25 protein-coding genes and 1 pseudogene are annotated in these 24,005 nt (G+C 62.7%); 16 read left to right on the plus strand and 10 right to left on the minus strand.

Going from position 1 to position 24,005, the window contains the following annotated elements; all coding sequences use genetic code 11:
- The first annotated feature begins 154 nt into the window (after positions 1-154).
- The 6 genes from C1720_RS10760 to C1720_RS10785 all read left to right on the plus strand — a co-directional run bounded on the left by C1720_RS10760 (position 155) and on the right by C1720_RS10785 (position 7,157).
- A complete protein-coding gene (locus tag C1720_RS10760; RefSeq protein ID WP_102284195.1) occupies positions 155-1,861 on the plus strand; it encodes an electron transfer flavoprotein-ubiquinone oxidoreductase in 1,707 nt (568 codons plus the stop codon).
- A gap of 37 nt (positions 1,862-1,898) precedes the next feature.
- The gene (locus C1720_RS10765) at positions 1,899-3,866 is read left to right on the plus strand and encodes an O-linked N-acetylglucosamine transferase, SPINDLY family protein (RefSeq protein ID WP_102284196.1); all 1,968 of its coding nucleotides are present in this window, start codon (positions 1,899-1,901) and stop codon (positions 3,864-3,866) included.
- Between the two features lie 10 nt (positions 3,867-3,876).
- A complete protein-coding gene (gcvH, locus tag C1720_RS10770) occupies positions 3,877-4,260 on the plus strand; it encodes a glycine cleavage system protein GcvH (RefSeq protein WP_102284197.1) in 384 nt (127 codons plus the stop codon).
- Between the two features lie 372 nt (positions 4,261-4,632).
- Positions 4,633-5,286, plus strand: a complete 654-nt coding sequence (locus C1720_RS10775) for a C40 family peptidase (protein WP_082202754.1) — start codon at positions 4,633-4,635, stop codon at positions 5,284-5,286.
- Positions 5,287-5,562: 276 nt separating this feature from the next.
- Entirely contained in the window at positions 5,563-6,324 is a 762-nt protein-coding gene (locus tag C1720_RS10780) for a class I SAM-dependent methyltransferase (RefSeq protein WP_102284198.1), read from the plus strand.
- Positions 6,309-7,157, plus strand: coding sequence for a class I SAM-dependent methyltransferase (locus C1720_RS10785; protein ID WP_050714369.1), 849 nt, complete (start codon positions 6,309-6,311; stop codon positions 7,155-7,157). The genes C1720_RS10780 and C1720_RS10785 overlap by 16 nt, the downstream gene beginning before the upstream one ends.
- A gap of 153 nt (positions 7,158-7,310) precedes the next feature.
- Here C1720_RS10785 and C1720_RS10790 read toward each other — a convergent pair whose 3' ends face one another.
- Positions 7,311-8,435 (minus strand): FAD-dependent monooxygenase, encoded by a 1,125-nt coding sequence (locus C1720_RS10790; protein WP_102284199.1) that lies wholly within the window; start codon positions 8,433-8,435, stop codon positions 7,311-7,313.
- A 248-nt stretch (positions 8,436-8,683) separates the two neighbouring features.
- Between C1720_RS10790 and C1720_RS10795 the strand changes: the two genes are divergently transcribed.
- Positions 8,684-9,049, plus strand: a complete 366-nt coding sequence (locus C1720_RS10795; RefSeq protein ID WP_158241710.1) for a DUF2628 domain-containing protein — start codon at positions 8,684-8,686, stop codon at positions 9,047-9,049.
- A gap of 813 nt (positions 9,050-9,862) precedes the next feature.
- On the opposite strand, the gene C1720_RS13240 is transcribed toward C1720_RS10795, so the two are convergent.
- Positions 9,863-10,057, minus strand: coding sequence for a hypothetical protein (locus C1720_RS13240; protein ID WP_146006998.1), 195 nt, complete (start codon positions 10,055-10,057; stop codon positions 9,863-9,865).
- Positions 10,058-10,075: 18 nt separating this feature from the next.
- Here C1720_RS13240 and C1720_RS10800 point away from each other — a divergent pair, with 18 nt between their 5' ends.
- Positions 10,076-10,255, plus strand: coding sequence for a hypothetical protein (locus C1720_RS10800; protein WP_102284201.1), 180 nt, complete (start codon positions 10,076-10,078; stop codon positions 10,253-10,255).
- Here C1720_RS10800 and ispF read toward each other — a convergent pair.
- Genes ispF through C1720_RS13245 form a run of 3 tightly spaced genes read right to left on the minus strand, consistent with a single transcriptional unit; the run spans position 10,245 to position 11,954 of the window.
- Positions 10,245-10,766, minus strand: a complete 522-nt coding sequence (gene ispF / locus C1720_RS10805) for a 2-C-methyl-D-erythritol 2,4-cyclodiphosphate synthase (protein ID WP_233199942.1) — start codon at positions 10,764-10,766, stop codon at positions 10,245-10,247. The two genes, C1720_RS10800 and ispF, sit on opposite strands and share 11 nt — an antisense overlap.
- Positions 10,753-11,508, minus strand: a complete 756-nt coding sequence (ispD, locus tag C1720_RS10810; RefSeq protein ID WP_102284202.1) for a 2-C-methyl-D-erythritol 4-phosphate cytidylyltransferase — start codon at positions 11,506-11,508, stop codon at positions 10,753-10,755. The genes ispF and ispD overlap by 14 nt, the downstream gene beginning before the upstream one ends.
- Positions 11,505-11,954 (minus strand): hypothetical protein, encoded by a 450-nt coding sequence (locus C1720_RS13245; protein ID WP_146006999.1) that lies wholly within the window; start codon positions 11,952-11,954, stop codon positions 11,505-11,507. Before C1720_RS13245 ends, ispD begins: the two co-directional genes overlap by 4 nt.
- A 39-nt stretch (positions 11,955-11,993) precedes the next feature.
- On the opposite strand from C1720_RS13245, the gene C1720_RS10815 reads away from it, so the two are divergent.
- The 7 genes from C1720_RS10815 (at position 11,994) to C1720_RS13255 (ending at position 14,945) form a co-directional block, all read left to right on the plus strand.
- Entirely contained in the window at positions 11,994-12,620 is a 627-nt protein-coding gene (locus C1720_RS10815; protein ID WP_102284203.1) for a hypothetical protein, read from the plus strand.
- Positions 12,621-13,421: 801 nt separating this feature from the next.
- A complete protein-coding gene (locus tag C1720_RS13825) occupies positions 13,422-13,592 on the plus strand; it encodes a hypothetical protein (RefSeq protein ID WP_158241711.1) in 171 nt (56 codons plus the stop codon).
- Positions 13,589-13,774, plus strand: coding sequence for a hypothetical protein (locus C1720_RS10825; protein WP_199170994.1), 186 nt, complete (start codon positions 13,589-13,591; stop codon positions 13,772-13,774). Before C1720_RS13825 ends, C1720_RS10825 begins: the two co-directional genes overlap by 4 nt.
- Before the next feature lie 24 nt (positions 13,775-13,798).
- Positions 13,799-14,158, plus strand: a complete 360-nt coding sequence (locus tag C1720_RS10830) for a hypothetical protein (RefSeq protein WP_102284205.1) — start codon at positions 13,799-13,801, stop codon at positions 14,156-14,158.
- A gap of 40 nt (positions 14,159-14,198) precedes the next feature.
- A complete protein-coding gene (locus tag C1720_RS13830) occupies positions 14,199-14,357 on the plus strand; it encodes a hypothetical protein (protein WP_158241712.1) in 159 nt (52 codons plus the stop codon).
- The gene (locus C1720_RS13835; RefSeq protein WP_158241713.1) at positions 14,354-14,521 is read left to right on the plus strand and encodes a hypothetical protein; all 168 of its coding nucleotides are present in this window, start codon (positions 14,354-14,356) and stop codon (positions 14,519-14,521) included. Before C1720_RS13830 ends, C1720_RS13835 begins: the two co-directional genes overlap by 4 nt.
- Positions 14,522-14,678: 157 nt before the next feature.
- A complete protein-coding gene (locus C1720_RS13255; RefSeq protein WP_146007001.1) occupies positions 14,679-14,945 on the plus strand; it encodes a hypothetical protein in 267 nt (88 codons plus the stop codon).
- Between the two features lie 160 nt (positions 14,946-15,105).
- On the opposite strand, the gene pepN is transcribed toward C1720_RS13255, so the two are convergent.
- The 5 genes and pseudogenes from pepN to C1720_RS14755 all read right to left on the minus strand — a co-directional run bounded on the left by pepN (position 15,106) and on the right by C1720_RS14755 (position 23,332).
- On the minus strand, positions 15,106-17,835 hold the full coding sequence (gene pepN, locus C1720_RS10835; RefSeq protein WP_102284206.1) for an aminopeptidase N: 2,730 nt from the start codon (positions 17,833-17,835) through the stop codon (positions 15,106-15,108).
- Between the two features lie 222 nt (positions 17,836-18,057).
- The gene (locus tag C1720_RS10840) at positions 18,058-18,681 is read right to left on the minus strand and encodes a DUF3829 domain-containing protein (protein ID WP_102284207.1); all 624 of its coding nucleotides are present in this window, start codon (positions 18,679-18,681) and stop codon (positions 18,058-18,060) included.
- Between the two features lie 112 nt (positions 18,682-18,793).
- Positions 18,794-19,898 (minus strand): peptide chain release factor 2 gene (gene prfB / locus C1720_RS10845; RefSeq protein WP_102284208.1). Its coding sequence is split into 2 segments (ribosomal slippage): positions 18,794-19,816 and positions 19,818-19,898, totalling 1,104 coding nucleotides; the frame shifts between segments, so codons are not numbered across the junction.
- A 284-nt stretch (positions 19,899-20,182) separates the two neighbouring features.
- Entirely contained in the window at positions 20,183-21,205 is a 1,023-nt protein-coding gene (locus C1720_RS14750; RefSeq protein WP_102284638.1) for an aminotransferase class I/II-fold pyridoxal phosphate-dependent enzyme, read from the minus strand.
- A 113-nt stretch (positions 21,206-21,318) separates the two neighbouring features.
- Positions 21,319-23,332: pseudogene (locus C1720_RS14755) on the minus strand (lytic transglycosylase domain-containing protein).
- Between the two features lie 12 nt (positions 23,333-23,344).
- On the opposite strand from C1720_RS14755, the gene C1720_RS10860 reads away from it, so the two are divergent.
- Positions 23,345-23,953, plus strand: a complete 609-nt coding sequence (locus tag C1720_RS10860; RefSeq protein WP_102284209.1) for a 5-formyltetrahydrofolate cyclo-ligase — start codon at positions 23,345-23,347, stop codon at positions 23,951-23,953.
- Positions 23,954-24,005 lie beyond the last annotated feature (52 nt).

Below are 24,005 nucleotides of genomic sequence, written 5' to 3' on the forward strand. Positions count from 1 at the left end.
AACGGGCTGGCCAGCGTTGAAAGCAGGTTCAGTGACCCACCTCAATACCTTGTATTACGGAGCGCTCCAGCCCTGTGCTGTTCCTTCGTTTTGACGGAAGGCATATTTACAATGAGAAGTGATCTTCTCCCACTCACAAGAAAGAGACAAAACCATGAGTACAGCACAAGCCATTTTGGAGCAGTACGGCCCGCGCGAGGCCATGGAATACGACGTGGTGATCGTTGGCGGCGGCCCCGCCGGCCTGTCAGCCGCCATCCGGCTCAAGCAGCTGGCCGCCCAAGACGGAAAAGAGCTTTCTGTCGTGGTGCTGGAAAAAGGTTCGGAGCCGGGCGCGCACATTCTTTCAGGCGCCATCATGGATCCGCGATCGCTGAACGAGCTGATTCCCGACTGGAAGGAAAAAGGCGCGCCGCTGAACCAGCCCGTCACGGACGAAGCCTATGTCTTTCTGAACCGCAACGGCGGCGGCGCGCGGGTGCCCGGCGTGCTGCTGCCGCCTTTTGCCGACAGCCACGGCTGCTACATCGTCAGCCTGGGCAACGTCACGCGCTGGCTGGCCGCGCAGGCCGAAGAGCTGGGCGTGGAAATCTTCCCCGGCTTTCCCGCCGCCGAAGTGCTGTATGACGAAGAAGGCCGCGTCAAGGGCGTGGCCACGGGCAACATGGGCGTGGGCAAAGACGGTGAGCCGACCGAAAACTTCCAGCTGGGCATGGAGCTGCTGGGCAAATACACGCTGTTTGCCGAAGGCTCGCGCGGCCAGCTGGGCAAGCAGCTCATCGCCCGCTACAAGCTCGACGCCGAAAGCGACCCGCAAAGCTACGCCATCGGCATCAAGGAGCTGTGGGAAATCGACCCCTCGCGCCACACCCCCGGCTTTGCCATGCACACCGCCGGCTGGCCCATGGACGAAATGACCTACGGCGGCGCCTTCATGTACCACGCCGAAAACAACCTGATGTATTGCGGCTTCGTCATTGGCCTGAACTACACCAATCCCTACCTCAGCCCCTTCGAGGAATTCCAGCGCTGGAAAACGCACCCGCGCATCAGCTGGTATTTCACCGACGACCACGGCAACGTGAACGCCAAGCGCGTGTCCTACGGCGCGCGCGCCATCACCGCTGGCGGCGTTTTGTCGCTGCCCAAGCTGGTGTTTCCGGGCGGCGCGCTGCTGGGCTGCAACGCGGGCTTTCTGAACGTCAGCCGCATCAAGGGCGCGCATGCGGCCATCAAAAGCGGCATGCTGGCTGCCAAAGCCGCCTATGACGCCGTGACGCAAGGCCGCCAGCAAGACGAACTCACCGATTACCCGCGCACCTTCTACTCAAGCTGGCTGTATGCCGAGCTGGACAAAGACCGCAACTTCAAGAACTGGTTCAAGAAGGGCCTGACGGTGGGCAGCCTGATGAACGGCTTCGAGCAAATGGCGCTGCGCGGCCACATGCCCTGGACGCTGCACCGCCACCAGCCCGACCACGTGCAGCTCAAGCCCGCTGCCCAGTGCCAGCCCATTGATTACCCCAAGCCTGACGGCAAACTCACCTTTGACCGCCTCTCGGGCGTTTTCATCAGCAACACCAGCCACGAGGAAAACCAGCCCTCGCACCTCACGCTGAAAGACCCCGATGTGCCCGTGAAGGTGAACCTGGCCCAATACGCAGGCCCCGAAGCGCGCTACTGTCCCGCCGCCGTGTACGAATACGTGCCCGACGAGACCCAAGGCGGCAACGCCCAGCGCCTGCAAATCAACGCCTCCAACTGTCTGCACTGCAAAACCTGCGACATCAAGGACCCCACGCAAAACATCGTGTGGGTTGCGCCCGAAGGCGGCGGCGGCCCCAACTACTCCGGCATGTAAGCCAGCCCGGCGAAACCGGATCCGACAGGGAGAAAACATGGGATTTTTCGCGAACTGGTTCAAAAGCAAGGCCAAACCTGCCGATCCGCCCGCCGGGCCGCCCGTTGAACCGCCTGCCGCAGCCAGCCAGAACGCGGAATCTGCCGCATCCGCACCAGCGCAGCAGCAGGCCGATGCGCTGATTGCCGAAGGCAACGCACTGGAAGACGCAGGCGACATCCAGGCCGCCATTGGCAAATACGAACAGGCGCTGGCCGCCGCGCCCGGCTACTGGCGCGCGCTGCTGAATCTGGGCATTGCCTTTGATGCAGAAGGCAACGTGCGCCAGGCCGTGCCCATGCTGCGCCAGGCGCACGCGCTCCATCCCCAGTCGCACATCACTTGTTACAACCTGGGCCGTGCGCTGGCAAAAACAGGCGATTACGCGCCGGCCATTGAGCTGCTGCAAACGGCGCTGCGGCTCAAGCCCGATTTTTTTGAAGCCCATATCGTTCTGGCCGATGCCTATGAAGAAAACCAGCTGCCCAACGAAGCGCTGCGCCAGCTGAATCAGGCCCTGGCGCTGCGCCCGGGCCACACGGGCGCGCTGCGCAACAAAGCCATCTTGCTCAAAGATGAGCACCCCGACGAGGCCGAGGCCATTTATGAAGAAATCATTGACCAAGCGCCCGATTTGCTGACCGGATACGCCCAGCTGCTGCTGGCCAGAGGCGAGTCAGAGCGCGCTTTTGAATTTCACAAGCGCGCTTTTGAAAGCAATTCCGGGGCCGAATCGCTGGGCGCCTTGCTCATGTCCATGTGCTACACCGCCAGCGTCAGCGGCGCTGATTTGCTGCCCTGGCACCGGAAAATCAACGCGTTTCTCGATAAAACCGGCTCAATTGGTGCAATTGGCGCAAAAGATAACGAGCTGCACGAAAAAATCAGGCTGGGATTTATTTCGCCTGATTTCAGGCGGCACCCGGTCGCCTATTTTGCGGAGCCTTTGTTTGAAAATATCGACAAGGAAAAATTCGATATTTTCATGTATTTCTCGCACGAGAAAAAAGACGATTTGACCGAACGCTTTCGCGCCCTGGCGCCGCACTGGCGCGAAATCATCGACCTGAACGCGCGTTCAGCTGCCCGCCAGATTCGCGAAGATGGCATAGACATCCTGATCGACCTGGCTGGCCACACGGCTGGAAACAGGCGCGACGTCCTAGCCCTTAAACCTGCGCCCATACAGGCCACCTGGCTGGGCTATATCGGCACCACGGGCATTGATGAAGTGGACTTTCGCATCGTCGATGAAACGTCCGACCCGCCCGGCATGACCGAAAACCAGCACAGCGAAACCCTGATTCGCCTGCCTTTGACGCAGTGGTGCTACAAGCCGCAGCCGAACACGCCGGCCGTCTCGCCGCTGCCGGCGCTGGCAAACGGCTGCATCACCTTCGGCTCATTCAACCAGTGCGCCAAGCTCAGCGATCCCTGCCTGCAAATGTGGGCGCGCCTGATGCAGCAAGTGCCCGGCAGCCGCATCCAGTTCATGGCCATTGCCGAGGGCAAAGCCAGGGAACGCATTGCCGCCCTTTTGGGCCAGCACGGCATCGAGCGCCAGCGCATCACGTTTCACAAACGGGTGCCGTGGACGCAGTATTTCAATTCATATGCCCAGGTCGATATCGCGCTGGATTCATGGCCTTACACCGGCGGCACCACCACGTGCGACACGCTGCTGATGGGCGTGCCGGTCATCACCTTGGCGGGCACGCGCTCTGTGGCGCGCAGCGGCGCCAGTTTGCTGACGGCGCTGGGCCATCCTGAATGGATTGCGCAAACGCCGGATCAGTTTGTGCAAATCGGCGTGCAACTGGCCTCGGACCTGCCTGCGCTGGAGCGCCTGCGCGCTTCGCTTCGCGAACAATTCATGGCCTCGCCCATTGCGGACGCGGCGGGTTTTGCCAGACGGTTTGAAAACGCGATGATGCAAATGTGCGATTTGCGGACCGTTATTTCCTGACCTTGCGATCATGACCCTCAAATACACACCCGAGCATCAATGGCTGCGCGTGGACGATGCAGCGGCGGGCATGGCCACCGTAGGCATCACGATTCATGCGCAAGACGCGCTGGGCGATATCGTTTACGTGAGGTGCCCTGATGTGGGCCAAGTCATTGCCAAGGATGCCATTGCCGCTGTGATTGAGTCCGTGAAAACCGCCGCAGACGTTTTCATGCCCGCTTCGGGTGAAATTGTCGAAACCAACGCCAGCGCCTTGGCAGCCAATCCAGCCCTGCTCAACACCGACCCGATGGGGGCGGGCTGGATTTTCAAGGTCAGACTGAGCGATCCATCCCAGCTGGAAACCCTGCTGGATGAAGCGGACTACCTGGCACTGACGCGAGCGCCTTAAGAGCCTGTTGACGGTCGGCTGTGAACAGGCTTTATGCAACCTGAAGGGGTTCCCCGACTTTCAAGCGCCTGTTTCAGGCGCTTTTTTATGCCTGCAGGAATAGCTGTCTGCGCTGGATACATGCCAACGCGAAAAGCAGAAAGCGGGTTTTGAGCTGCTGCGCGAACCGGTTTCGACGCTTCTCTTTGTTGTGAGCAGGGGCGAATTGCCAAGCATCCAGGAAAACGCGTCCGGATACGCTGGAAATGGACGCAAGCGCCAGGCGGTTGCGTATCTTTTGTTTCAAGGTGCCTGTTTTATTTGCCTTGCAGCGGAATAGGCGCTTAAACTTCAGGCGTTTTTTTGCCCCATCTTCCTCCTGCCGGTGCTGTCATGCTGAACAAACTGCTGCCCCTGTGTCTGGCCTTGACGGCCTTTGCCGTCCATGCCTCGCCCGAGCAGGACCCACTGGCAGCCTTGCTGGCCAGCCGGGGGCTTTTGCCAGTCAGCACGCCGGTTAGCGGCCCATCCGTCAGCCCGGATCAAGCCAGCAAGCTGCTGATGACGGCGCTGGGGTTCAGCGGCAGCACCTACCGGATGGGCGGCACTTCGGTGGAAACGGGTTTTGATTGCAGCGGCTTTGTGCAGCACATGTACCGGGACGCGGTGGGTTTGAAACTGCCGCGTGATACCGCATCGCAAGCGGCGGCCACGCAACCCATTGACGCGGCTCATCTGGCACCGGGCGATCTGGTTTTTTTCAATACGCAGCGCCGCGCCCATAGCCATGTGGGCATTTACGTGGGGGACGGCAAATTCATTCACGCCCCGCGCACGGGCGAGAAGGTGCGTCTGGAGAGCATGAATGCCCGTTATTGGCAGCAACGCTTTGATGGCGCGCGCCGCGTGTTGTCCGGCCTCAAGCCGCCGGTGCCTTCAGCCATTGCCGCTCCGTTGATGCCGCCGCCTTCATCGCCCACGGAAGCGGCCGAGTCGGCCATTGCCGCTGCTGAAAGAGCAGGCTTGCTGCCCCGGCGGTCGCGCTGAGAGCCTGATGCTGAAACGGCCAGCATGGCCGCGCGTCTGGCAGAACCCGCCCTTGGCATGAAAGCGAGCGGCGAAGGGTGAGGGGCTGGCGCAACAAGTCGCCTGCGCATGCCTGGAGTCAGCAAAAACAGGAGCGAATTTGAGCGGCCTGAAATGCCGCTCCGCGCAGTTTCCACTAGGACGTTATGCTATGAAACAAGGAGCTGAAATATCCCGTGCATTCGGGCTTTGTCCGTGCGGTGCGCTCCATCCCGATTTGCTCTTTGAGGCCAGACCATGAACCCTTCCGAATCAGACATTCCCTTTAAGCCTGGCCTGGCCGCTGCGGGCATTCCCATGCGGGACGGCATCTGGCAGTGCCTGGACGCGAGCCAGGTGCAGGGCAGCAATGCCAGATACATGCGCATGTACGACCGCCTCGCCCGCTGGTACGACCTGGGCGAGCGCTGGATAGGCCGGCTGCTTTATGGCCGCTCCATCGCCCGCATGCGCCGCGAGCTGATGGCCAGCCTGCCTTGGCAGCCTGGCTGCCGGGCGCTGTATGTTTCCATCGGCACGGGCATGGATCTGGCCTCTATTCCGGCGGATCTGAACGCCATCCGCCTCATTGGGGCGGATCTGTCGCAGGGCATGCTTTGCCGCTGCCGCGCCGTCTGGGCGCGGAAAGCGCGCCTTGAGCTGGTGCGCTGCCAGGCGGAAGAGCTGCCGTTTCAGGATGGCGCTTTCGACATCGTTTTTCACGTGGGCGGCATCAACTTCTTCAGCGACCCGGCGCAGGCCGTGCGGGAGATGCTGCGCGTGGCCCGCCCTGGCGCGGCCCTGCTCATTGCGGATGAAACGGCTGAGCACATCGAGCGCCAGTACAAGCGCAGCCTTTTCACGCGCCGGGATTTCCGCGACGCGCGCTTTGACCTCTCCGCCATTGAAAGCTGCATTCCGCCCGGTGTTCTGAACCGCCGCACGCGCCTGCTCTGGCAGGGGCGCTTTTACTGCATTACTTTTTCCAAAGAAGGAGCGCGACCATGCAACCCGGCCTGACGGGCATTTCCGAAACCATGCTCTGGACGCTGCACAACCGCGCCAGCGAAGCCGCCCGCCCTGACGGCTGTCTGCGCGATCCCATGTGCCTGCACATCTACCGCGCCCTGCATTACGACTACGAGCGCCACTTTGGCCATGCCGATGGCTCGCACGGCGTGCGCTCGCAGCTGTTTGATGAGCACCTGCGCATCTTTCTGGCCGCCCATCCCCGCGCCGCCATCGTCAATTTGGGCGAGGGGCTGGAAACCCAGCGTTACCGCATTGACGCGCCCGAGGCCCTGTGGATCAGCGTGGATGTGCCCGAGGCCCTTGCCATCCGCGAGCGTTTCATCCAGCCTGACGCGCGCCACCTGCACGTGCGCGCCAGCGCGCTGGACACCGCCGCCTGGTTCGGCGCCGTGCCGCCAGAGCGCCCCTGCTTCATCACCGCCCAGGGCCTGTTCATGTATTTCAGCGAAGAGGAAATGGCCCGCTTCGCGCGGGCGCTGGCGCAGCGTTTTCCCGGCGCCATCCTCATGTTCGACTACATCAGCCGCAGCCTCTCGCGCCGCACCTTGAGCAAGCATGGCTGGATGAAAACGCCCTACTACCGCACGCCGCCCATGCCCTGGGGCGTGAACCGCGACGAGCTGGAGCCGCTCTTTTCGCGCTGGCTGGGCCAGCCCGTGCGGGTGCACAACGTCACCTTTGTTTTTCCGCGCGGCCCCCTGCATTGGCTCATTCCCATGAGCGAGCATTACCTGCCCTGGCTGGCCAATCATTTCCCCGGCGTGTGCTGGCTGCAATTGCCGCAGGAAGGGCCGTCTGGCCAAGAGTCCGTTTCCGCCTAGAAAAAAGCAGGCAGGGCGGGGGCGGCAAGGCGGCAGGCGGGCTGGCGGCGGCGGGCTGGGCCTGGCCGTTTTTTCGCCAGCCGCTGCATGCCCGGCCCGCGCTTGCGGGCGATGGGCCGCGCGAAAAAGCGGCCTCTGGCGCAAAGCGGCGGATCACATGGCTTGGCGGGCCAGCCAGCGCTTGAGCGCAGGCAGCTGATTGACGCCGCTCAGCCCCCAGTTGCGCAGGGCGGCCAGCGGGGCGCAGTCCGGCTGGCCAAAGAGCTGTTGCAGCCCGTCGGTGGTGCACTGCATGGCGGCCACCGGCAGGGCGCGGGCGCGGGCGTAGCGGCGCAGCAGGCGGGCATCGCCCACGCTGCGCCAGTATTCGCGCTGCGCCAGCGTGGCGGCCAGGCAGGCCACGTCGCCCAGGCCGGTGTTCAGGCCCTGACCCGCAAGCGGGTGCATGGCGTGGGCGGCATCGCCCGCCAGCGCCCAGCTTTGGCCGGGGCGCCCGGGCATGGGGCCGCTCCAGCGGCTGGCGCGGCCCAGCATGAGCGGCCAGCAGGCGCGCTCGCCCTCCAGCGCCAGCGCGCCCAGCGCGTGTTCGCTGGCGGCAGCGGCTTCTGCGGCAAAGGCTTCGGGCGGCAGCGCCATCAGCTGCGCCGCGTGCTCCGGGCGGGCTGACCACACCAGCGCCACGCGGCGGCCCGCCGGGCCATCCAGCGGCAGCAGGGCGGCGATTTCGCCCTCTGGCGTGAACCACTGCCGCGCCACTTGCTCATGGGGGCGCTCGCACGCCAGCCGCGCGGCCACGGCGTGCTGCGGGTAGGGCACGGCCTGCCAGCCCGCGCCCAAGGCTTCGCGCGTGGCGCTGTCGCGGCCCTCGCAAATCACCTTCAGCGGCGCAGGCACGGCCTCGGGCGTGACTTCAATGCCCGGCGCAAAGCGCACGGCCTCGGCCAGCAGGTTTTCCAGAACCGGCACGTCCACGATCCAGTTCAGCGCCGGCACGCCCTGCATGGCGGCAGTAAAGCGCAACTGGCCGTGCTGGTCGCCGCGCACCTGCATCTCCATCACGGGCGTGGCGTGCTCCGGCGCGGGCCAGCAGCGCAGGCCGGCCAGCAGCCTTTGCCCGGCGGGGTTGATGGCGTAGGCGCGCACGTCAGGCGCTTTGGACGCACGCTCAGGCGGGGCCATCAGCGCCACGCGCAGTTTTTCACGCGCCAGCAAAAGCGCCAGCACACGGCCCGTAATGCCTGCGCCGCGTATGCAGATGTCAGCTTGAAATGCACTCATGGCGGCGGATTTTAGGCGGGGCAGGGGAGCAGAAAACCCGAAAGCGCGGCCATTGAAGACGGAAAAACAGAATGGGCATGTTTCTCGCGGCAGGAAAGCGGGATTTGCTGAAAATGCCACGCTCACTCCGTTTTACCCCTGTTCAGCAGATGGAGCCATGACAGCCCGCGTTTTCAACCTTGTCTGGGAATGGCTCATTTCATGCTTTAACCCAACGCATGAGACAGGCGTCACGCTCCCGGGTTGTAATGGAAATAGAAAAGCGCTTCGCCTTTTTCGACAGCGTGCCGCCCGTGCGAATGTTCAAAGGCTCGCCCGAAATGGCCGCCAGGCTCAAGGCCATGCCGTGGAAGGAGCGGCTGCTGGTTCTGAACAACTGGTTTGCCTTCTTTTTCACATTCATCTACGTCGGCTTTTTCCTGAAACTGTGGAAACAGGCACTCATGATCTTTGGCCTGGCCATGCTGGCAGGCGTAATTGGCGCCATTTTCGACTTGTCTGACAATGTCGTTCGCGCCCTGGGTTTCAGCATTTCGTATCTGTTTTCCTTGCGCGCCAATTACTGGTATTACCTGAGCAAGGCCAAGGGCAAGAATATTGGCTGGATGCTGTAATACTGGCGCCCGGCGTTGGCCGAATAAATGAGCGGGGAATTGGAAACCGGGAAAGCCGCGCGCGTTCCGGTTTCACTTGACCGCGCGCCTGGCGCAGCGTGGCAGCCAGTTTCCCGGCGGCTAGCAAAACCGCCTTGATGAAACGCCCGGCCCGCCCGCATTTCTGATGCCGCTCCCGCCCCGCCAGCGTGGGAGGGGCGCGCCTTGGGGCAGGCCGCGCTTGCCAGATGGCATCAGAAACAGGAGCAAATTTAAAGGGTGCAAAAAGCCGTCTTGCGCAGTGTCCACTAGGACCTCATGCTATGAATGAAGGAGCAAAAAGCGCTGCGTGCAGCAAAGCGGCATCCTGCACTGTCCGCATTCGCTCCTGCGCGGCTTTTTTACGCTTGCAACCAGATCGGAAACGGCAAAAAACGGCTTTTGACGAAAAGGCCCGATTTTCAGATTTCAGACTGAATGCTGCGGCCCTTTGCTACTGTGTTCGCAAAGCTGGAAAATTGGGCGGGTAGATAATAGCCGCCGCGCTGAAGGGCAGCATTTTCATACTGACGCTTCAGGGGTGTGATTTCATTTCACGGGCAGGCGAAAAGCTCCGGGCGGCTATGCGCATGGCAATGGGCTTGCCTCAAATTCATCTGCCGCGCGATGTTTTCTGATGCCCGGAACTGCTGCCAAACTGCGCCAGGCGAAATGACGGGCCGCCATTCCGATATGGCTTTTGCCTGAAGTTGATTTGCGGGCCGAATTTCGCGGGCCGAATTCCACGGGCCAAATGGCATGGGCCGGCGCGGATGGCATTTGATTCAGGTGTTTTCAGATGGTTTCGTTCCATTTTCCGGTTTTCTTCTGTTTTCGCGCCGAAACATTGGAGCGGGGCAATTTTGCCGCTTTGATCAACCCCTTTTGAATTGCTTGTACCGGTGCCGATTCACGGCGCTGAAAATGATCGGCCAGTATGAAAAACCGGCCGCTTGTGCAATGACCGGTTTCTTGCGCAGCGCCAGCCAATCATCATTTGCATGAATCATGCACGGTCTGCCGGTTTGGCTGATGCGTCATGAAGAAATGGGCGCGTGCGTTTTTGGCGATGGCCTGAATGGGAAAAGTTTTTTTCCGGAAGAAGCGGCATTCATTTTCATGGCCGGCAAGCGCAAGGGCATTTTTCAGGCATGCGCTTTTTGCCGCCTTTTCGCGCCTAGGGCCTGACCAGCAGCGCCACGGCGCGCGCCTCCATGCTTTCGCCCCGGCCTACGGGGCCGAGCTTTTCGGCGGTTTTGGCTTTCACGTTCACCTGTTCGGGCGCCACACCCAGGGCGCTGGCGATGCGCTGCGTCATGGCCGGGCGATGAGGGCCGATGCGCGGGGCCTGGGCGATGACCGTGCAGTCCACATTGGCGATGCGCCAGCCGGCGGCGCGCACGCGGCGGGCGGCTTCTTGCAGCAGGGCGTGCGAATCGGCCCCGGCAAAGGCGGCGTCCGTGTCGGGAAAGTGCGTGCCGATATCGCCCAGGCCCGCCGCGCCGAGCACGGCGTCGGTGATGGCGTGCAGCAGCGCGTCAGCATCTGAATGGCCCGCCAGGCCGTGGGTGTGGGGCACGCGCACGCCGCCCAGAATGAGCGGGCGGCCCGGGACGAGGGCGTGGGTGTCCCAGCCTTCGCCCACGCGCATGGGCGGCAAGTCAGCAGGGGCGGCAGAGGTGTTTTCAGGCAGGTTCATGGCGGGTTTGCAAAAGGGCGGTGGCCAGGGCGAAATCTTCCGGCCAGGTGACTTTGATGTTGTGGGCGCTGCCGCGCACCAGCAGCGGGCGGCTGCCAACGGCTTCCATCGCGCTGGCTTCGTCGGTGATGCCCGCAAAGCCGCTGGCCGCGCGCGCCGCCAGCGCGGCATGCAAGGGGGCGATGCGGAACATCTGCGGCGTTTGCGCCAGCCACTTGCCCTCGCGCGGCAGCGTGGCGGCGGCGCGCCCCGTAGCGTCAGCGGTCTTGAGCGTGTCAGGCAGGGGCATGGCCAGCAGGGCGCCAGACAGGCCGCCTTCTTCGTCTGCGCTGGCGGCATTCAGGCAGGCGTCGATCAGGCGGTTGATGAGCGCGGGGGTGATGAGGCAGCGGGCGGCATCGTGCACCAGCACCCAGTCGCTGCCAGCCGCGCCGCGCTGCAACAGGCGCTCCAGCCCGTTGAACACGCTTTCGGCGCGGCTGGCGCCGCCGCAATCGGCCAGCGCGAATGAATCACTGGGCAGGCGTGCGGCCAGCGTGCTATCGCCCGGCGCGGTCACGATCAGCGTCTGCGCAATGCGCGGCACGCCCGCAAAGGCCGCCAGCGTGTGCCACACCAGCGGCGCGCCGCCGATGGGCTGGTATTGCTTGGGCTGCCCCGCGCCCGCGCGCGAGCCGCTGCCCGCGCAGGGAATCAGGGCATGGCAGCGGGCAACGCGGCGGTTGGGAGCGGCGGATTTCATGGGCAGGGCAGAAGCTGGCGTGCAGCGCAAAAAGCGCGATTTTCATGGAAATGAAATTGGCGGAAGATATGTATTTTTATTGATTTGCCGCATTCAACTTTGCCTGCCGCCCCGCCACCCCGCAAACACATTCGCGTTTCGCAAATCATCAAGGCCAAGCCAGGGCCGTATGGAAGAAAAACATGAAAGACATGGCTGACAACTTTTTTGCCAACCCGCGCCCAGTCGAGGGACGCCTGCGGCAACTCTTCATGGCGCGGCCTGGCAGCTAGCCAGTCCATCTTTTGGAGTGGCAGAAAGCCTTGCCAGCGGTGGAATTTTCCCCATTCAAATGTATGAGCATTACTAACGCAACGGGTGTTGCAGAGGGCGGCGGCGAGTTTTGGGAACGGCACACTTGATTGATATGGCAAAAACCGCCATGCGCGGCTTATGATGGATTCCACTATTTAAACGAGTGACCACTTACGGAAAGGAGCGATGCAATGCAACTGGAACATTTGTCAATCGACGGGCGGCGCAAGCTGCCGTTTTGCATCTTTCATGCGCTGCTGGGGCGCTGGCTCCGGTGGACCTTGCTGGCCATGCTGGCGCTGGGCTGGCAGGCGGCGATGGCAACGCCGCCTGCGATGGAACCCATGGCTGAAATCGTGGTGGATGTTCCCAATCCACAGCCGGGCATACCGGTGGATGAATTCGAGATGAAGTTTTCATTCATCCGATTGGAAAAGGGCCTGCATGGCAAGATCAAATTCAAGGTAGTTGGAGCCAATCACCGGGATTTGACGGGCATTGAGGTGCCAGCGGAGTTGCCGCTGGATAGCCCGGGGCCGACGGCAGAGGCTAAATTCAGGCCAAAATTTTTGAAAGCTGGTTGGTATCATATTTTAGCTGATTTTGAATCCAATGAATTCAATGGCGGAATACAATTCAGCATCTTACTGCATAATGGAAAGGTTTATTACGACTGGCTTGGAACAAATCTGCTGCATTCAATAGCCAGATTCAGTCTCAGGAACCACGATGAATACCAGTCATTGGTCTCTAAAGTCAATAAAAAGCATGAGCAATGGAAAAAACCATCCAGGGGAAGAAGAACGGCTTCCTTTTGAAAGGTGGCTGAGCAAGGAAGAATTGAAGCGGATTTCGGAGATTGTTCGGGGAGAAGAAGGTCGTATCTATAGATCCATCCAGCAGGAGTCCAAGCCACACCCAGAAAAGTCAGAAGATTCTGGCAAGAAAATATCCAAAGGGGATACTGTAACAATCAGGGTTAAATTTGCCATAGATCATGGGTTCTCCAAGTTTTTGCCATTGCATGGCGCCGTGATTCGCGTTACACACACTGGAAAGGTGCCTCCAGGACTGGCTGAGCTGATTGCTTATGGCCGGTTGGATGAAAATGGGGAGCTTAAATTCATATCTCCCGTTGATGACTTGAAATACCAGGTGCAGCTTTTTGGCAAGCACGATAGATTTAATATTGGTATTTTTAAAGATGCCGATAATTTTACCCCCTTGATATCGCTGTTTGATCAAAAAGAAGAAATAAACATCAAACCTGATGATGCACATAAAGATAACAAATACCACATCAGCAAAGCCGAAGCCAACTCCTGGTCCGTTTTCCAGGCCCTGTATGAACTGACGGAGCATGTCAAACCCATCGCAGGCATTCCCGAAGCGCCCGTTTTCAAGAAAGTCGTCACCAACCGTCCCACGCCAAGAGAGGCTTTTCACGGGGCTGGCAGCGATGGAGGGAAAAAAGTGTCTGAAATGCACCTGGGTTCTCTCAAGTCTTTTGACTGGGACGTGATGGCGCACGAATACGGCCATGCCGTGGCTTACCTGCAAGGCGCAACCAGGGCGGAAGGCGGCTTTCATGACGGAAGCAANNNAAAAAGGTGTCTGAAATGCACCTGGGTTCTCTCAAGTCTTTTGACTGGGACGTGATGGCGCACGAATACGGCCATGCCGTGGCTTACCTGCAAGGCGCAACCAGGGCGGAAGGCGGCTTTCATGACGGAAGCAATCCGTACGACATTGACAAAGACACTTCTATCTTCTGGCGTGCTGCGGTATGAATTGGTCTTTTTTATTTCCGCCGGTACGGCTGGACGCGAACGGCAGTTTCATCGAAGACAAAACCGGCAAATACAGATTGGACAAAGACGATTTGCTGATAGCCAATATTCCGGCAGGCATTAGCGTGTCAAATTTGGCGGCCACCGTGCCGACGTTGCTGAAACAAAGAAAATTTGTCTGAATGCTTTAACATGGCTGCCATATAATGGCTCTTAAACAAGAGCCGATTGAAAACCTTGAACATCAGGTTTTTAGTCGGCCTATCCCCTTTACCAAAAGGAAACTCAAAATGAAAAACATCTGTCTTGCGGCAATAGGGCTGATTTCATTCATGCTGCATTTCAATTTGACTATTGTCGCATTCATGAAATCATCTGCGCTATATGCGGATGAAAAAACGATCTTATGGAGAAGTGTTCTTGAATATTTGTCTATTCCAATTGCCTATATCGATGGATATCTATTCATTGACAATGTAATTGTATTGATCATGCTCAACAGTCTGATCTGGACATGCCTGATCGTATTTGTAATTTGGCGTCTGATGATGTTCAAGAAAACATGAAATATACGAAAGTTTTGCTTTTAAATATCGGGCGGTTGTCATGAATCAGATTGGCCACTTGAAGGTTCTTATTGAGCTGGGCGCCGATATGAAAGCAAAAACGCCGGACTCTCCGCCCGAGACCTTGATGCAGGTGGCCAAAAGAATGATGTCCCGTGAAATCATTGAACTTTTGGGATCTTATGGCGTACGGTCTTGACTCTGAAGCGCAACGCCGTTGATTTTGCGGCTCATGAATATACAGCGGAGATTGGATTTCAAGGCGCCAATCTTGATGTGGATTTTCTGACTTCTTTTCTGGACCTCACTCTTCCAATGACAAGAAGAAAGAAAGCGGCAGATCCAAAAGATTTCAATGATTAACGATGTGGGAAATTCATGACGATGGCATGTGGATTATTTATGTTGCTTCATCTTATAATTTTCCGGGTTGGGGATGTGGTGGCAAAACGTCTTTACAGAAAAATTCATGGAAAAACAGACGGATATCATCTTAAAAAAGTCTTGAAAAGCATAAAGAATGGCGATCTGGATGATGAATTTTCCGGAGTGGCGAGAAAATAATGATCCTGGACCGTCTCTCATTGATATTTTTAGTGCTTGCATTTATTTGTTTTTATGTGTCTTTATTGACCCAAGATCAACCAGCTTGAACAAATGGATCGCTCAGGCCGTGGAGGGCAGAAGGGTGGAGCGTGTCGCAAAGCACGCCGATGAAAGGGAGGAAAGGGGGTGGAAAACGCTGTTTTCCGCTCCTTTGTTCATAGCGCGCTGTCCGCGCCACTGAAGCGGCAGATGCCTTTAAGCCCTGGCTGAATTTGCTCCTCTTTTAGATGCAATCTGGCATGTCAGGCGCTGCGTAGCGCGCGTAGCCTGAGAAGCCGTTCAAAGAAGAAGCGGGGCCTGCAAGCCCCGCTTCTTCTTGTTGGCATGCAGCGTGCGCTGGGTTATTCGCCCTGGCTGCCCAAGGCGCGGGTGACGACTTCGCGCACGTCGCGGCTGAGGGTGTCGCGGGCGGCGACGGTTTGCAAGGCGGCGCGGGCGCTGCTGCGGTATGGCTCGGCCAGGGTGGCCCAGCGGTCGAGGGCGCGGGCCAGGCGGGCGGCCACTTGTGGGTTGAGGGCGTCGAGCGCCAGCACTTGTTCGGCCCAGAAGGCGTGGCCTGCGCCGTCGGCGCGGTGAAAGGCGGCGGGGTTGTTCAGGCAGTAGGTGAAGATGAGGGCGCGGGCGCGGTTGGGGTTTTTGAGCGTGAAGTCGGGGCGCTGCATGAGCTGGCGCACGAGCGGCAGCACGTGGCCGTCTGCGTCGGGCGTGCGCGCTTGCAGGGCGAACCATTTGTCAAGGGCCAGGGCGTCTTCGGCAAAGAGGACGTGGTAGCGGGCCAGGGCTTTTCCGGCCAGCGGGTGATGGGTGTGGATGAGGGCGGTGAGGGCGGCCAGGCGTTCGGTCATGTTGCCGGCGTCTTTGGCGCGCTGGTAGGCCTTGCCGGGCCAGACGGCGTCGCCGGTGGCCTGGGCGTTCAGGCAGAGCATGAGCAGGGCCAGGCCGGCGAGGGCGCGGCGGCCGCTGCTGGCGGCGTCGGGCTGGTAAGCGCCGCTGCCCTGGTGCGCTTGCCAGGCCCATTGCCAGTCGGCTTGCAGGGCGCTGGCGATTTGGGCGAGCATGGCCTGGCGCGTGGCGTGGATGCGTTGCGGATCAACAGGCTGGCCCTGGCTGGCCATGTGTTCGGCAATGTCGCTTTCGGCGGGCAAGGTAAGGGCCAAGGCCTTGAAGGCGGCGTCCAGCTGCGGGTGGCGGAGCACGGCGCGCAAAGCTTCCATCTGGGCGCCGTTCAGCGCGGGTTCGCCGGGGTTCGCGGATGCGCTGGCGTGGCGGGTGGCGGCTTGCAGCAGCAGGGTCTGGCCCGCTTCCCAGCGGTTGAAGGGGTCGCTGTCGTGGGCCAGGCGGTGCAGCAGTTGCGCGGGGGTTTCGGCGTATTGCAGCCGCACGGGGGCCGAGAAGCCGCGCAGGAGCGAGGGGGCGCAGCCCGCAGGCACGTTGGTGAAGGTGAAGCTGACTTTTTCTTCGGTGAGCAGGGCGGTAAAGGTGGCGGCGGGGGCGGCAGCGGGGGCGCTTTCGCCTTGCTGGCCTTCTTGCGTTTGCAGGGGCACGTCTTGCCCGTCCGGGCCGACAAGGCCAATGCGCACGGGAATGACGAGCGGCTCTTTGACGGCCTGGCCGGGGGTGGGCGGGGTGTGCTGGGCGAGGGTGAGCGTCCAGGTCTGCGCGGCTTCGTCGTAGCGGCTTTCGGCTGTCACCACGGGCGTGCCGGCCTGGCTGTACCAGCGCTTGAACTGCGGCAGCAGGGCGGGCAGGGGGCTTTGCGGGTTGGCGTCGCTCATGGCCTGGGCGAAGTCGTCGCAGGTGACGGCCTGGCCGTCGTGGCGCTCAAAGTACAGGTCCATGCCGCGCCTGAAGCCTTCGCGGCCCAGCAGGGTTTGGTACATGCGCACCACTTCGGCGCCTTTTTCGTAGATGGTGGTGGTGTAGAAGTTGTTGATTTCCTGGTATTCGTCGGGCCGCACGGGGTGGGCCAGGGGGCCGGCGTCTTCAGGGAACTGGTGGGCGCGAAGGACGATGACGTCTTCAATGCGCTTGACGGCGCGGGCCGATTCGCTGCCGGCCATGTCCTGGCTGAATTCCTGGTCGCGAAAAACGGTAAGGCCCTCTTTGAGCGAGAGCTGAAACCAGTCGCGGCAGGTCACGCGGTTGCCCGTCCAGTTATGAAAGTATTCGTGGCCGATCACGCTTTCCACGCCTGCAAAGTCGGCATCGGTGGCGGTGGCGGGCTTGGCGAGCACGAACCGGGTGTTGAAGATGTTCAGGCCCTTGTTTTCCATGGCGCCCATGTTGAAGTCGCTGGTGGCCACCACCATGAAGCGCTCCAGATCCAGCGGCAGGCCAAAGCGCGCTTCGTCCCAGGCCACGGCGGCCATGAGCGAGCGCATGGCGTGGCCGGTCTGGTCCAGATCGCCCGGGCGCACAAAGACTTGCAGCAAGTGCTCCTTGCCCGCGCGGGTGGTGATGCGCTGCTCGCGCGCCACCAGGCGGCCAGCCACCACGGCGAACAGGTAGCTGGGCTTTTTGTGCGGGTCGTGCCAGATGGCGAAATGGCGGCCATCGTCCAGATCGCCGCTTTCGATCAGATTGCCGTTGGACAGCAGCACGGGCCAGCGCGCCTTGTCGGCGCGCAAGGTGACGGTGTAGGCGGCCATCACGTCGGGCCGGTCCAGAAAGTAGGTGATGCGGCGAAAGCCCTCGGCTTCGCACTGCGTGAAAAAGTCGCCGCCGCTCATGTACAGGCCCATGAGGCGCGTGTTTTTTTCAGGGCAGCAGGTGGTGAAGATTTCCAGCTCGAACGGCTCCGGCCCTTCGGGCAGGTTTTCCAGCACCAGCGTCTGGCCGTCCATGCGAAAAGAGCAGCCCTGCCCGCCCAGCAGCACGCGCGAGAGGCTGAGTTCATCGCCATCCAGCCGCAGCGGCTGCGCGGGCACGGCCGGGTTGCGGCGCAGCGTCATGCGGTTGAGCACGCGGGTCTTGGCTGGGTCCAGGTCAAAAGTGAGGTTCACGCTGTCGATCCAGAACGCGGGCGGGGCGTAGTCGGCGCGGCGGATGGTGGCGGCTTGCGGATGGTTCATGGCGGTGTGGTGCAGGGAAAGGAATGCGGGAAGGGCAGGGCGGTGTTCCGCCCTGCGGCGCATGAGAAAGAGTTCAAAAAGAGAAGCAGATCCGGATGGGGCAAAAACGGCTTTCGCGCAGTCTCCACTAGGACATCACGCTATTGTTATAAGAGCAAAATCAGTCTTTCTTTCCAGGTGACGAATGGCGTAAAAAAGCAACGGCGCCACGCCCATGCGGCTTCAGCGCGAGAGGCGGTTGCTGCTGCTGACCAGCTGGTTGCAGTTGCGCGCCACCTTGCCGTGCGAGCCGTCCACCATCCAGCCGCCGCAGCCTTCAAGCATCATGCGTTCGCCTTGGTTGTAGGGCTTTTTGCCGCGAACGCGGCGCACACGCTCCTTGGCGGCCACGAGAAAAGGCTCAATGCTGCTTTCAAACGCGTTCCACATGGGCTGCCCGCCTTCATGCGCCTTGGCGTAGGCCAGGGTTGCGTCGGCAGCCTTTTCAAAGCTGACCATCGGGGCGGCGGCCTTTTCCACACGGGCCAGCCCGGCGGCATAGAAGTTTTCCATCGCCGGTGTCAGGGCGCCTACATCTTTCAGGCAGTCGCTCAATGCGTTATCGCTGAGGGCACAGAGGCCATCAACCATGCGCTCCCTGCCCGCAGGGCTTGTCTTCATGTTTGCCACCCGGTTGGCGTAACGCTCCATGCTTTGTATGGCGCGGCCATCCACGCTGTTGCAGCAGCCGATATAGGCGGAGACTTTGGCGGACGGGCCATCTGCCGACGCGGGCGCTCCATCCGGCTTGCCCGAGCGGGCAGTGAGCAAGGCCGGAACCAAAGTGGCGTGAAGCGTGTTTTTCATATGCAAAGCGAAGGTTGAAAAAGGCGAACGCGGGGAATGCAGACGATGAAAATGCCGCCGCCTGCCGCCAGAGGCCCCGGCGCGGGGCAGGGTGGCCGGGCTGGCTTGGGCCTCACACGCCCTGCTTCAGGCTGGCTTCGATGAAGGCGTCCAGGTCGCCGTCGAGCACTTTTTGCGTGTTGCTGATTTCAACGCCCGTGCGCAGGTCTTTGATGCGGCTTTGGTCGAGCACGTAGCTGCGGATCTGGTGGCCCCAGCCCACGTCGGTTTTGCTGTCTTCGAGCTTTTGCTGCTCTTCCATGCGCTTGCGCATTTCATGGTCGTAGAGGCGGCTGCGCAGGCGGCGCCAGGCCACGTCGCGGTTGGAGTGCTGGCTGCGGCTGTCCTGGCACTGCACGACGATGCCGGTGGGCAGGTGCGTCAGGCGCACGGCCGAGTCGGTTTTGTTGATGTGCTGGCCGCCCGCGCCGCTGGCGCGGTAGGTGTCCACGCGCACGTCGGCGGGGTTGATGTTGATTTCGATGGAATCGTCAATTTCCGGGTAGACGAAGATGGACGCAAACGAGGTGTGCCGTCCGCCGGCCGAGTCAAAGGGCGATTTGCGCACCAGCCGGTGCACGCCCGTTTCGGTGCGCAGCAGGCCGAAGGCGTATTCGCCTTCCACTTTGATGGTGGCGCTTTTGATGCCGGCGGTTTCGCCCGGCGTTTCGTCTTCCAGATCGGTTTTGAAGCCTTTGCGCTCGGCGTATTTCAGGTACTGGCGCAGCAGCATGCTGGCCCAGTCTTGCGCTTCGGTGCCTCCCGCGCCGGCCTGGATGTCGATGAAGCAGTTGCTGGGGTCGGCGGGCTGGTTGAACATGCGGCGAAATTCCAGCTGTTCGACCGTGCCTTGCAGGCGCTGCACGTCGTCGGCAATGGCCTGCAAGGCGGCTTCGTCGCCTTCTTCGCGGCTCATTTCATACAGCTCGGCGTTGTCGGCCAGGTTGCGCGCCAGGTCGTCGAGCACGAGCACCACGTCGTCGAGGCGTTTTTTTTCCTTGCCCAGCTCCTGGGCTTTTTGGGGGTCGTTCCAGACGGCAGGGTCTTCCAGCGCGGCGTTCACGGTGCGCAGGCGGTCGGCCTTGGCAGGGTAGTCAAAGATACCCCCGTAGCTCGGCGGTGCGGGCGGTGAGGTCTGCGATCTGGCTGCCAATCTGGTTGATGCGTTCTGCGTCCATGATGTTTTCCGGGTGTTTCTTGAGAAAAAAGCGGGCGATTCTCGCATGTGGGTCTCTCGGGAGCCTGCCTGCGGCGGGCTTTGCCGCCTTTGCGCGACTGGCGGCGGCGCGGCGGCATCTGGCGGTTTGCTTCCCGTCCGCCAGATCGCATCAAAAACAGGAGCGAATTCAAGGGGGTCGAAATGCCGTCTCGCGCAGTTTCCACTAGGACCTCATGCTACGAATAAAGTAGTGAAAATGACCGTCTGCCCGTGGCCCTGTGCGGACAGATTGCGAACAGGTTCTCAGAGCTTCGCCAGTGTGCGCAGCAGGGCCTCTTGCACCGGCGGGGGCGCGACGGCCATGCGCACGTGGCCGGGCAGGCCGAAGCTGGCGCAGTCGCGCAGCTTGAAGCCTTGGGCGCGCAGGGCGGCCAGCAGCGCGGGCAGCTCGTGCGCCGCCAGCGGCGGGCGGGCGGTGAAAAAGCTGGTTTGGCTGGGCAGCGCTTGCCAGCCCGCTTGCGCCAGCCCGTCAAGCTGCCGCGCGCGCCACTGGCGCAAGGTGGCGCGGCACGCATGCAGCCAGGCGGCGGCGGCGGGGCTGGCCCAGGCTTGCAGCAGGGCTTGCCCGTGCGCGCCCAGCGGCCAGGAAGGGGCCAGCGCCTGCACGCGCGCAAGCAAGGCGGCATCCGCATGCAAGGGGGCGATGGCGTAGGCGGCGCGCACGCCGGTCAGGCCCAGCGCCTTGTTGGGGGTGATGAGGCGCCAGGCGCGTTGCAAGGCGGCTTCGTCCAGGCTGGGCGCGCCTTGCAGGCGCAAGGGGGCGTAGGCCTCGTCCAGCGCCAGCGTTTGCTGCGGCGCGAGGGCGGTGGCCAGCGCGGGCAGGTCAGTTTGCGGCTGGCCCAGCGGGCTGGATGGCTCGCAGGCCCATAGCAGCGCGGCTTGCGCGGGCGCGGCAGCCAGCGGCAGGCCGTGGGCTTGGGCGGCGCGGGCGTAGTCGCCGTAGGCGTGGCGGGGCAGCCAGACGGCGGGCGGCGCGCCGCCATCGCGCGCGGCGGCGCCTTGCAGGGCCACGGCGGCGGTCAGGCGCTGGATGAATTCGCTGCCGCTGGCGGCCACGAAGATGCGGCTGGCCGCCACGCCGTGCCACTGGCCCAGCAGCGCGCGCAGGCGGGTGTAGGCGGAGTCGGGGTAGCGGCGCGCGTCGGCCCGCTCCAGCGCCCGCACGGCCAGCGGGCAGGGGCCGCAGGCGTTGGCGTTGGTTGAAAGATCGTGCTCGGGCGCGCCCTGGGCGTCGGGGCCGCCGTGAAGGGGGGTGGGGCCGGGCATGGCGGCAGGTTCGGGTTGCTGCAAAAAAAGTGAGCGGCCCGCGCTGATTCCACGGGGCTTGGGGCTGGTTTGATGCTGATTGGGCGCCGCTTTGAAAGAAGGGCGGCGGCGCTTCAAGGCAGTTCCGCCCCGGTTTCTTCCTGCGGCGCGGGCGGCGCAATGCGCCCCAGGCGCTGGGCTAGGGACTGGGGCTGGCCGGTGAGCAAGGCGGCGTAATCGACGGTGTTGGAGAGCACGTTTTTGACGTAGGTGCGGGTTTCGTCGAAGGGAATGTTTTCCACCCAGGCTGCGCCTTCCAGCTCGGGGCCGGCGCCGTCGTCGGGGGCGCGCCACTGGCGGGGCGGTGGGGCGGCGTGTAGGGGCGGCGGCCAGGGGCAGGGCGCCGTCAAAGCGCTCCAGCGCCAGCTTCAGGTAGTGGGAGCCGATTTGCAAGTTGGTGTCCAGCTCGTTGATTTGCGCAGGCTTGAAGCCCTTGAGGCCGAGCTGGCGCGCCGTCCAGCGGGCCGTGGCGGGCATGATTTGCATCAGGCCCGATGCGCCCGCGCGCGAGCGGGCGGCGGTGACAAAGCGGCTTTCCTGCCGGATGAGGCCGTAGACGTAGGCCGCTTCCAGCCCGCTGGCGCTGGCGTGGCTGAGCACTTCGGTGCGGTGCGGGGTGGGAAAGCGCAGGGCTTCGTCGCTGAAGGGCAGGCGTTCGCTGGCGCTGATGCAGCGGTCCCACACTTCGTGCTGGCAGGCGTAGGCGGCTGCGGCGTGGCGCTGTTCGTCGCTCATGCCGCCGGGCGTGTGCAGATTGACGGTGTAGTTCCATTCGCGCACGCCTTCGCCGCGCAGGCCCAGCAAGATGGCCAGCAGCGCGCGGTTCAGGCCCGCGTTGTGCCGCACGGCCTGCTGCATGGCAGCGGGCACGGGCGGGGCGGCGGGGGCGCGTTGCAGGCGCAGGCCCAGGCGCTCGGCGGCGAGCTTTTCGTAAAAGCCGCCGCCGCTGGCGCGGGCGATGGATTGGTAAAGCGGCTGCGCCTGCGCGGCCTGCCCCGTGGCGGCCAGTGCGCGCGCCTTCCAGTACACCCATACGGGCTGGCTGGCCTGGGCGGCGGGCATGGCGCTGATGGCGCGCAGCACTTCAGGCCACTGCCCGGCGCGCAAGGCGGCGCGAGCCATCCATTCGCGCGCTTCGGGCAGCAGCCAAGCGGGCTGGCGCACGTGGCTGAAGTAGGAGGGCGCGTCGGCGGAAAGGCGCAGCGCGGCTTTGTGGCCGGCGGCGGCCCAGACCCAGTCGCGGCCTTCTTCGCTCATTTGCCCGGCCCACTGGGGCATCCAGGCGCTGGCTTGCGCGGGGTCGGCGCTGGCAAGCCGGGCCAGCGCCAGGGTGGTGAGTTCGCGGCGCAAGGCGGCATCGGCCACGGCGGCGGGCTGCGCGGCCAGCCAGCGGGCGGGGCTGGCGGCAATGGCTTCAATGTGCGGCAGCGCTTCAGGGTGCAGCAGGGCGACGGCGGCGCGCGCCAGCGGGGTTTTGCCCGCCAGCAAGGCAGCGCGCGCCTTGCGCCAGACGGCGGACGGCGGCACTTGCCCATCGTCCAGCAGGCGCGAGACGGCCCAGAGGCACCCGTCGTCAGCGTCTTTTTGCGCCAGCCACAGGCGGGCGGCTTCTTCGCCCGCGCCCGCCGCCGTTTCCGGATGCGTCAGATGCGCCAGCCCCAGCGCGTAGCAGCGCACTTGCGCGTCATCTCGCATGCGGTAGGGCGGCTCGTAGGCCAGAAAGCGCCCCCAGTCGCGCCGCTGGCCCAGCAGCAGCAGCCAGTCGTTGCGCAGGCGGTCTTCCTGATACGTGCCTGCGTGGCGCTGCAAGAAGGCGTCCACCTCGGCGGGCTGCGCCAGCGGCAGGCGCGCTTTCAGCTCCCAGTAATCGGCCCACGGCTCCAGCGCATGGCCCGCCGCCAGCGGCAGCAGGGCCGCAAGCTGCGCCCGGTCGCTCTTGCGGAAGGCGGCGCGCATTTGCACGATGACGGCGTCGGCGGCGCCAAGGGCCTGCGCGCCGGGCGCGTCGGGCGCATCAGGGTTCAAGCCGGTTTGCGCCCCGGCCAGGGGAGCGGCCAGCGCCAGCAGCAATGTCAGAATCTTTCGCATATTGACTGAATTATGAGCACCCGCCCTGACAAAAAAGCCCTGCGCCAGCGCCTGATGGCCCAGCGCCAGAGCCTGCCTGGCCGCACGGCGCGATCGGCCGCCCTGCACGCAGCGCTGCGGGCCTGGCTGGCGGGCCGGCCCGAAACCTGTGTGGGCGCTTACTGGCCCATCAAGGGCGAGTTCGATCCCCTGCCCGCCCTGTGCCATTGGCAACAAGAAGGCCAGCAGCAGGAAGGCCAGCAGGCGAACCAGCGCCGCCGCATCGGCCTGCCCGTGATGGACAAGGCCAGCAAAACCCTGGCCTTTCACGACTGGCACCCCGGCTGCCCGATGGAGATGGACGCCTGGGGCATTCCCCAGCCCAAGGGCACGCCAGCCATCGCGCCCGATCTGCTGCTGGTGCCCTGCGTGGGCTATGCGCCCGGCGGCGTGCGCCTGGGCTACGGCGGCGGCTTTTATGACCGCACCCTGGCCGCGCTGCGCCCGCGCCCCTATGCCGTGGGCCTGGCCTTTGCCTGCGCCTTCGTGGCCGACTTGCCGCCCGAGCCGCACGACGCGCCGCTGGACGCCATCCTCACCGACTGCGGCCTGGCCTGGCCCGCCAAGGCCGAATCGCATTGAAAACAGGAGCAAATTCAAGACCCATGAAAACGGCTCTGGCGCAATTTCCACC

It is taken from the genome of Ottowia massiliensis (assembly GCF_900240305.1).
GTDB lineage: Bacteria > Pseudomonadota > Gammaproteobacteria > Burkholderiales > Burkholderiaceae_C > Ottowia > Ottowia massiliensis.

Coding starts and splice junctions, on each gene's coding strand:
- C1720_RS10760 (WP_102284195.1), top strand. CDS start 155: ATGAGTACAGCACAAGCCATTTTGGAGCAGTACGGCCCGCGCGAGGCC.
- C1720_RS10765 (WP_102284196.1), top strand. CDS start 1,899: ATGGGATTTTTCGCGAACTGGTTCAAAAGCAAGGCCAAACCTGCCGAT.
- gcvH (WP_102284197.1), top strand. CDS start 3,877: ATGACCCTCAAATACACACCCGAGCATCAATGGCTGCGCGTGGACGAT.
- C1720_RS10775 (WP_082202754.1), top strand. CDS start 4,633: ATGCTGAACAAACTGCTGCCCCTGTGTCTGGCCTTGACGGCCTTTGCC.
- C1720_RS10780 (WP_102284198.1), top strand. CDS start 5,563: ATGAACCCTTCCGAATCAGACATTCCCTTTAAGCCTGGCCTGGCCGCT.
- C1720_RS10785 (WP_050714369.1), top strand. CDS start 6,309: ATGCAACCCGGCCTGACGGGCATTTCCGAAACCATGCTCTGGACGCTG.
- C1720_RS10790 (WP_102284199.1), bottom strand. CDS start 8,435: ATGAGTGCATTTCAAGCTGACATCTGCATACGCGGCGCAGGCATTACG.
- C1720_RS10795 (WP_158241710.1), top strand. CDS start 8,684: ATGGAAATAGAAAAGCGCTTCGCCTTTTTCGACAGCGTGCCGCCCGTG.
- C1720_RS10800 (WP_102284201.1), top strand. CDS start 10,076: ATGCACGGTCTGCCGGTTTGGCTGATGCGTCATGAAGAAATGGGCGCG.
- ispF (WP_233199942.1), bottom strand. CDS start 10,766: ATGAACCTGCCTGAAAACACCTCTGCCGCCCCTGCTGACTTGCCGCCC.
- ispD (WP_102284202.1), bottom strand. CDS start 11,508: ATGAAATCCGCCGCTCCCAACCGCCGCGTTGCCCGCTGCCATGCCCTG.
- C1720_RS10815 (WP_102284203.1), top strand. CDS start 11,994: ATGCAACTGGAACATTTGTCAATCGACGGGCGGCGCAAGCTGCCGTTT.
- C1720_RS13825 (WP_158241711.1), top strand. CDS start 13,422: ATGCACCTGGGTTCTCTCAAGTCTTTTGACTGGGACGTGATGGCGCAC.
- C1720_RS10825 (WP_199170994.1), top strand. CDS start 13,589: ATGAATTGGTCTTTTTTATTTCCGCCGGTACGGCTGGACGCGAACGGC.
- C1720_RS10830 (WP_102284205.1), top strand. CDS start 13,799: ATGGCTCTTAAACAAGAGCCGATTGAAAACCTTGAACATCAGGTTTTT.
- C1720_RS13830 (WP_158241712.1), top strand. CDS start 14,199: ATGAATCAGATTGGCCACTTGAAGGTTCTTATTGAGCTGGGCGCCGAT.
- C1720_RS13255 (WP_146007001.1), top strand. CDS start 14,679: ATGGCGATCTGGATGATGAATTTTCCGGAGTGGCGAGAAAATAATGAT.
- pepN (WP_102284206.1), bottom strand. CDS start 17,835: ATGAACCATCCGCAAGCCGCCACCATCCGCCGCGCCGACTACGCCCCG.
- C1720_RS10840 (WP_102284207.1), bottom strand. CDS start 18,681: ATGAAAAACACGCTTCACGCCACTTTGGTTCCGGCCTTGCTCACTGCC.
- C1720_RS14750 (WP_102284638.1), bottom strand. CDS start 21,205: ATGCCCGGCCCCACCCCCCTTCACGGCGGCCCCGACGCCCAGGGCGCG.
- C1720_RS10860 (WP_102284209.1), top strand. CDS start 23,345: ATGAGCACCCGCCCTGACAAAAAAGCCCTGCGCCAGCGCCTGATGGCC.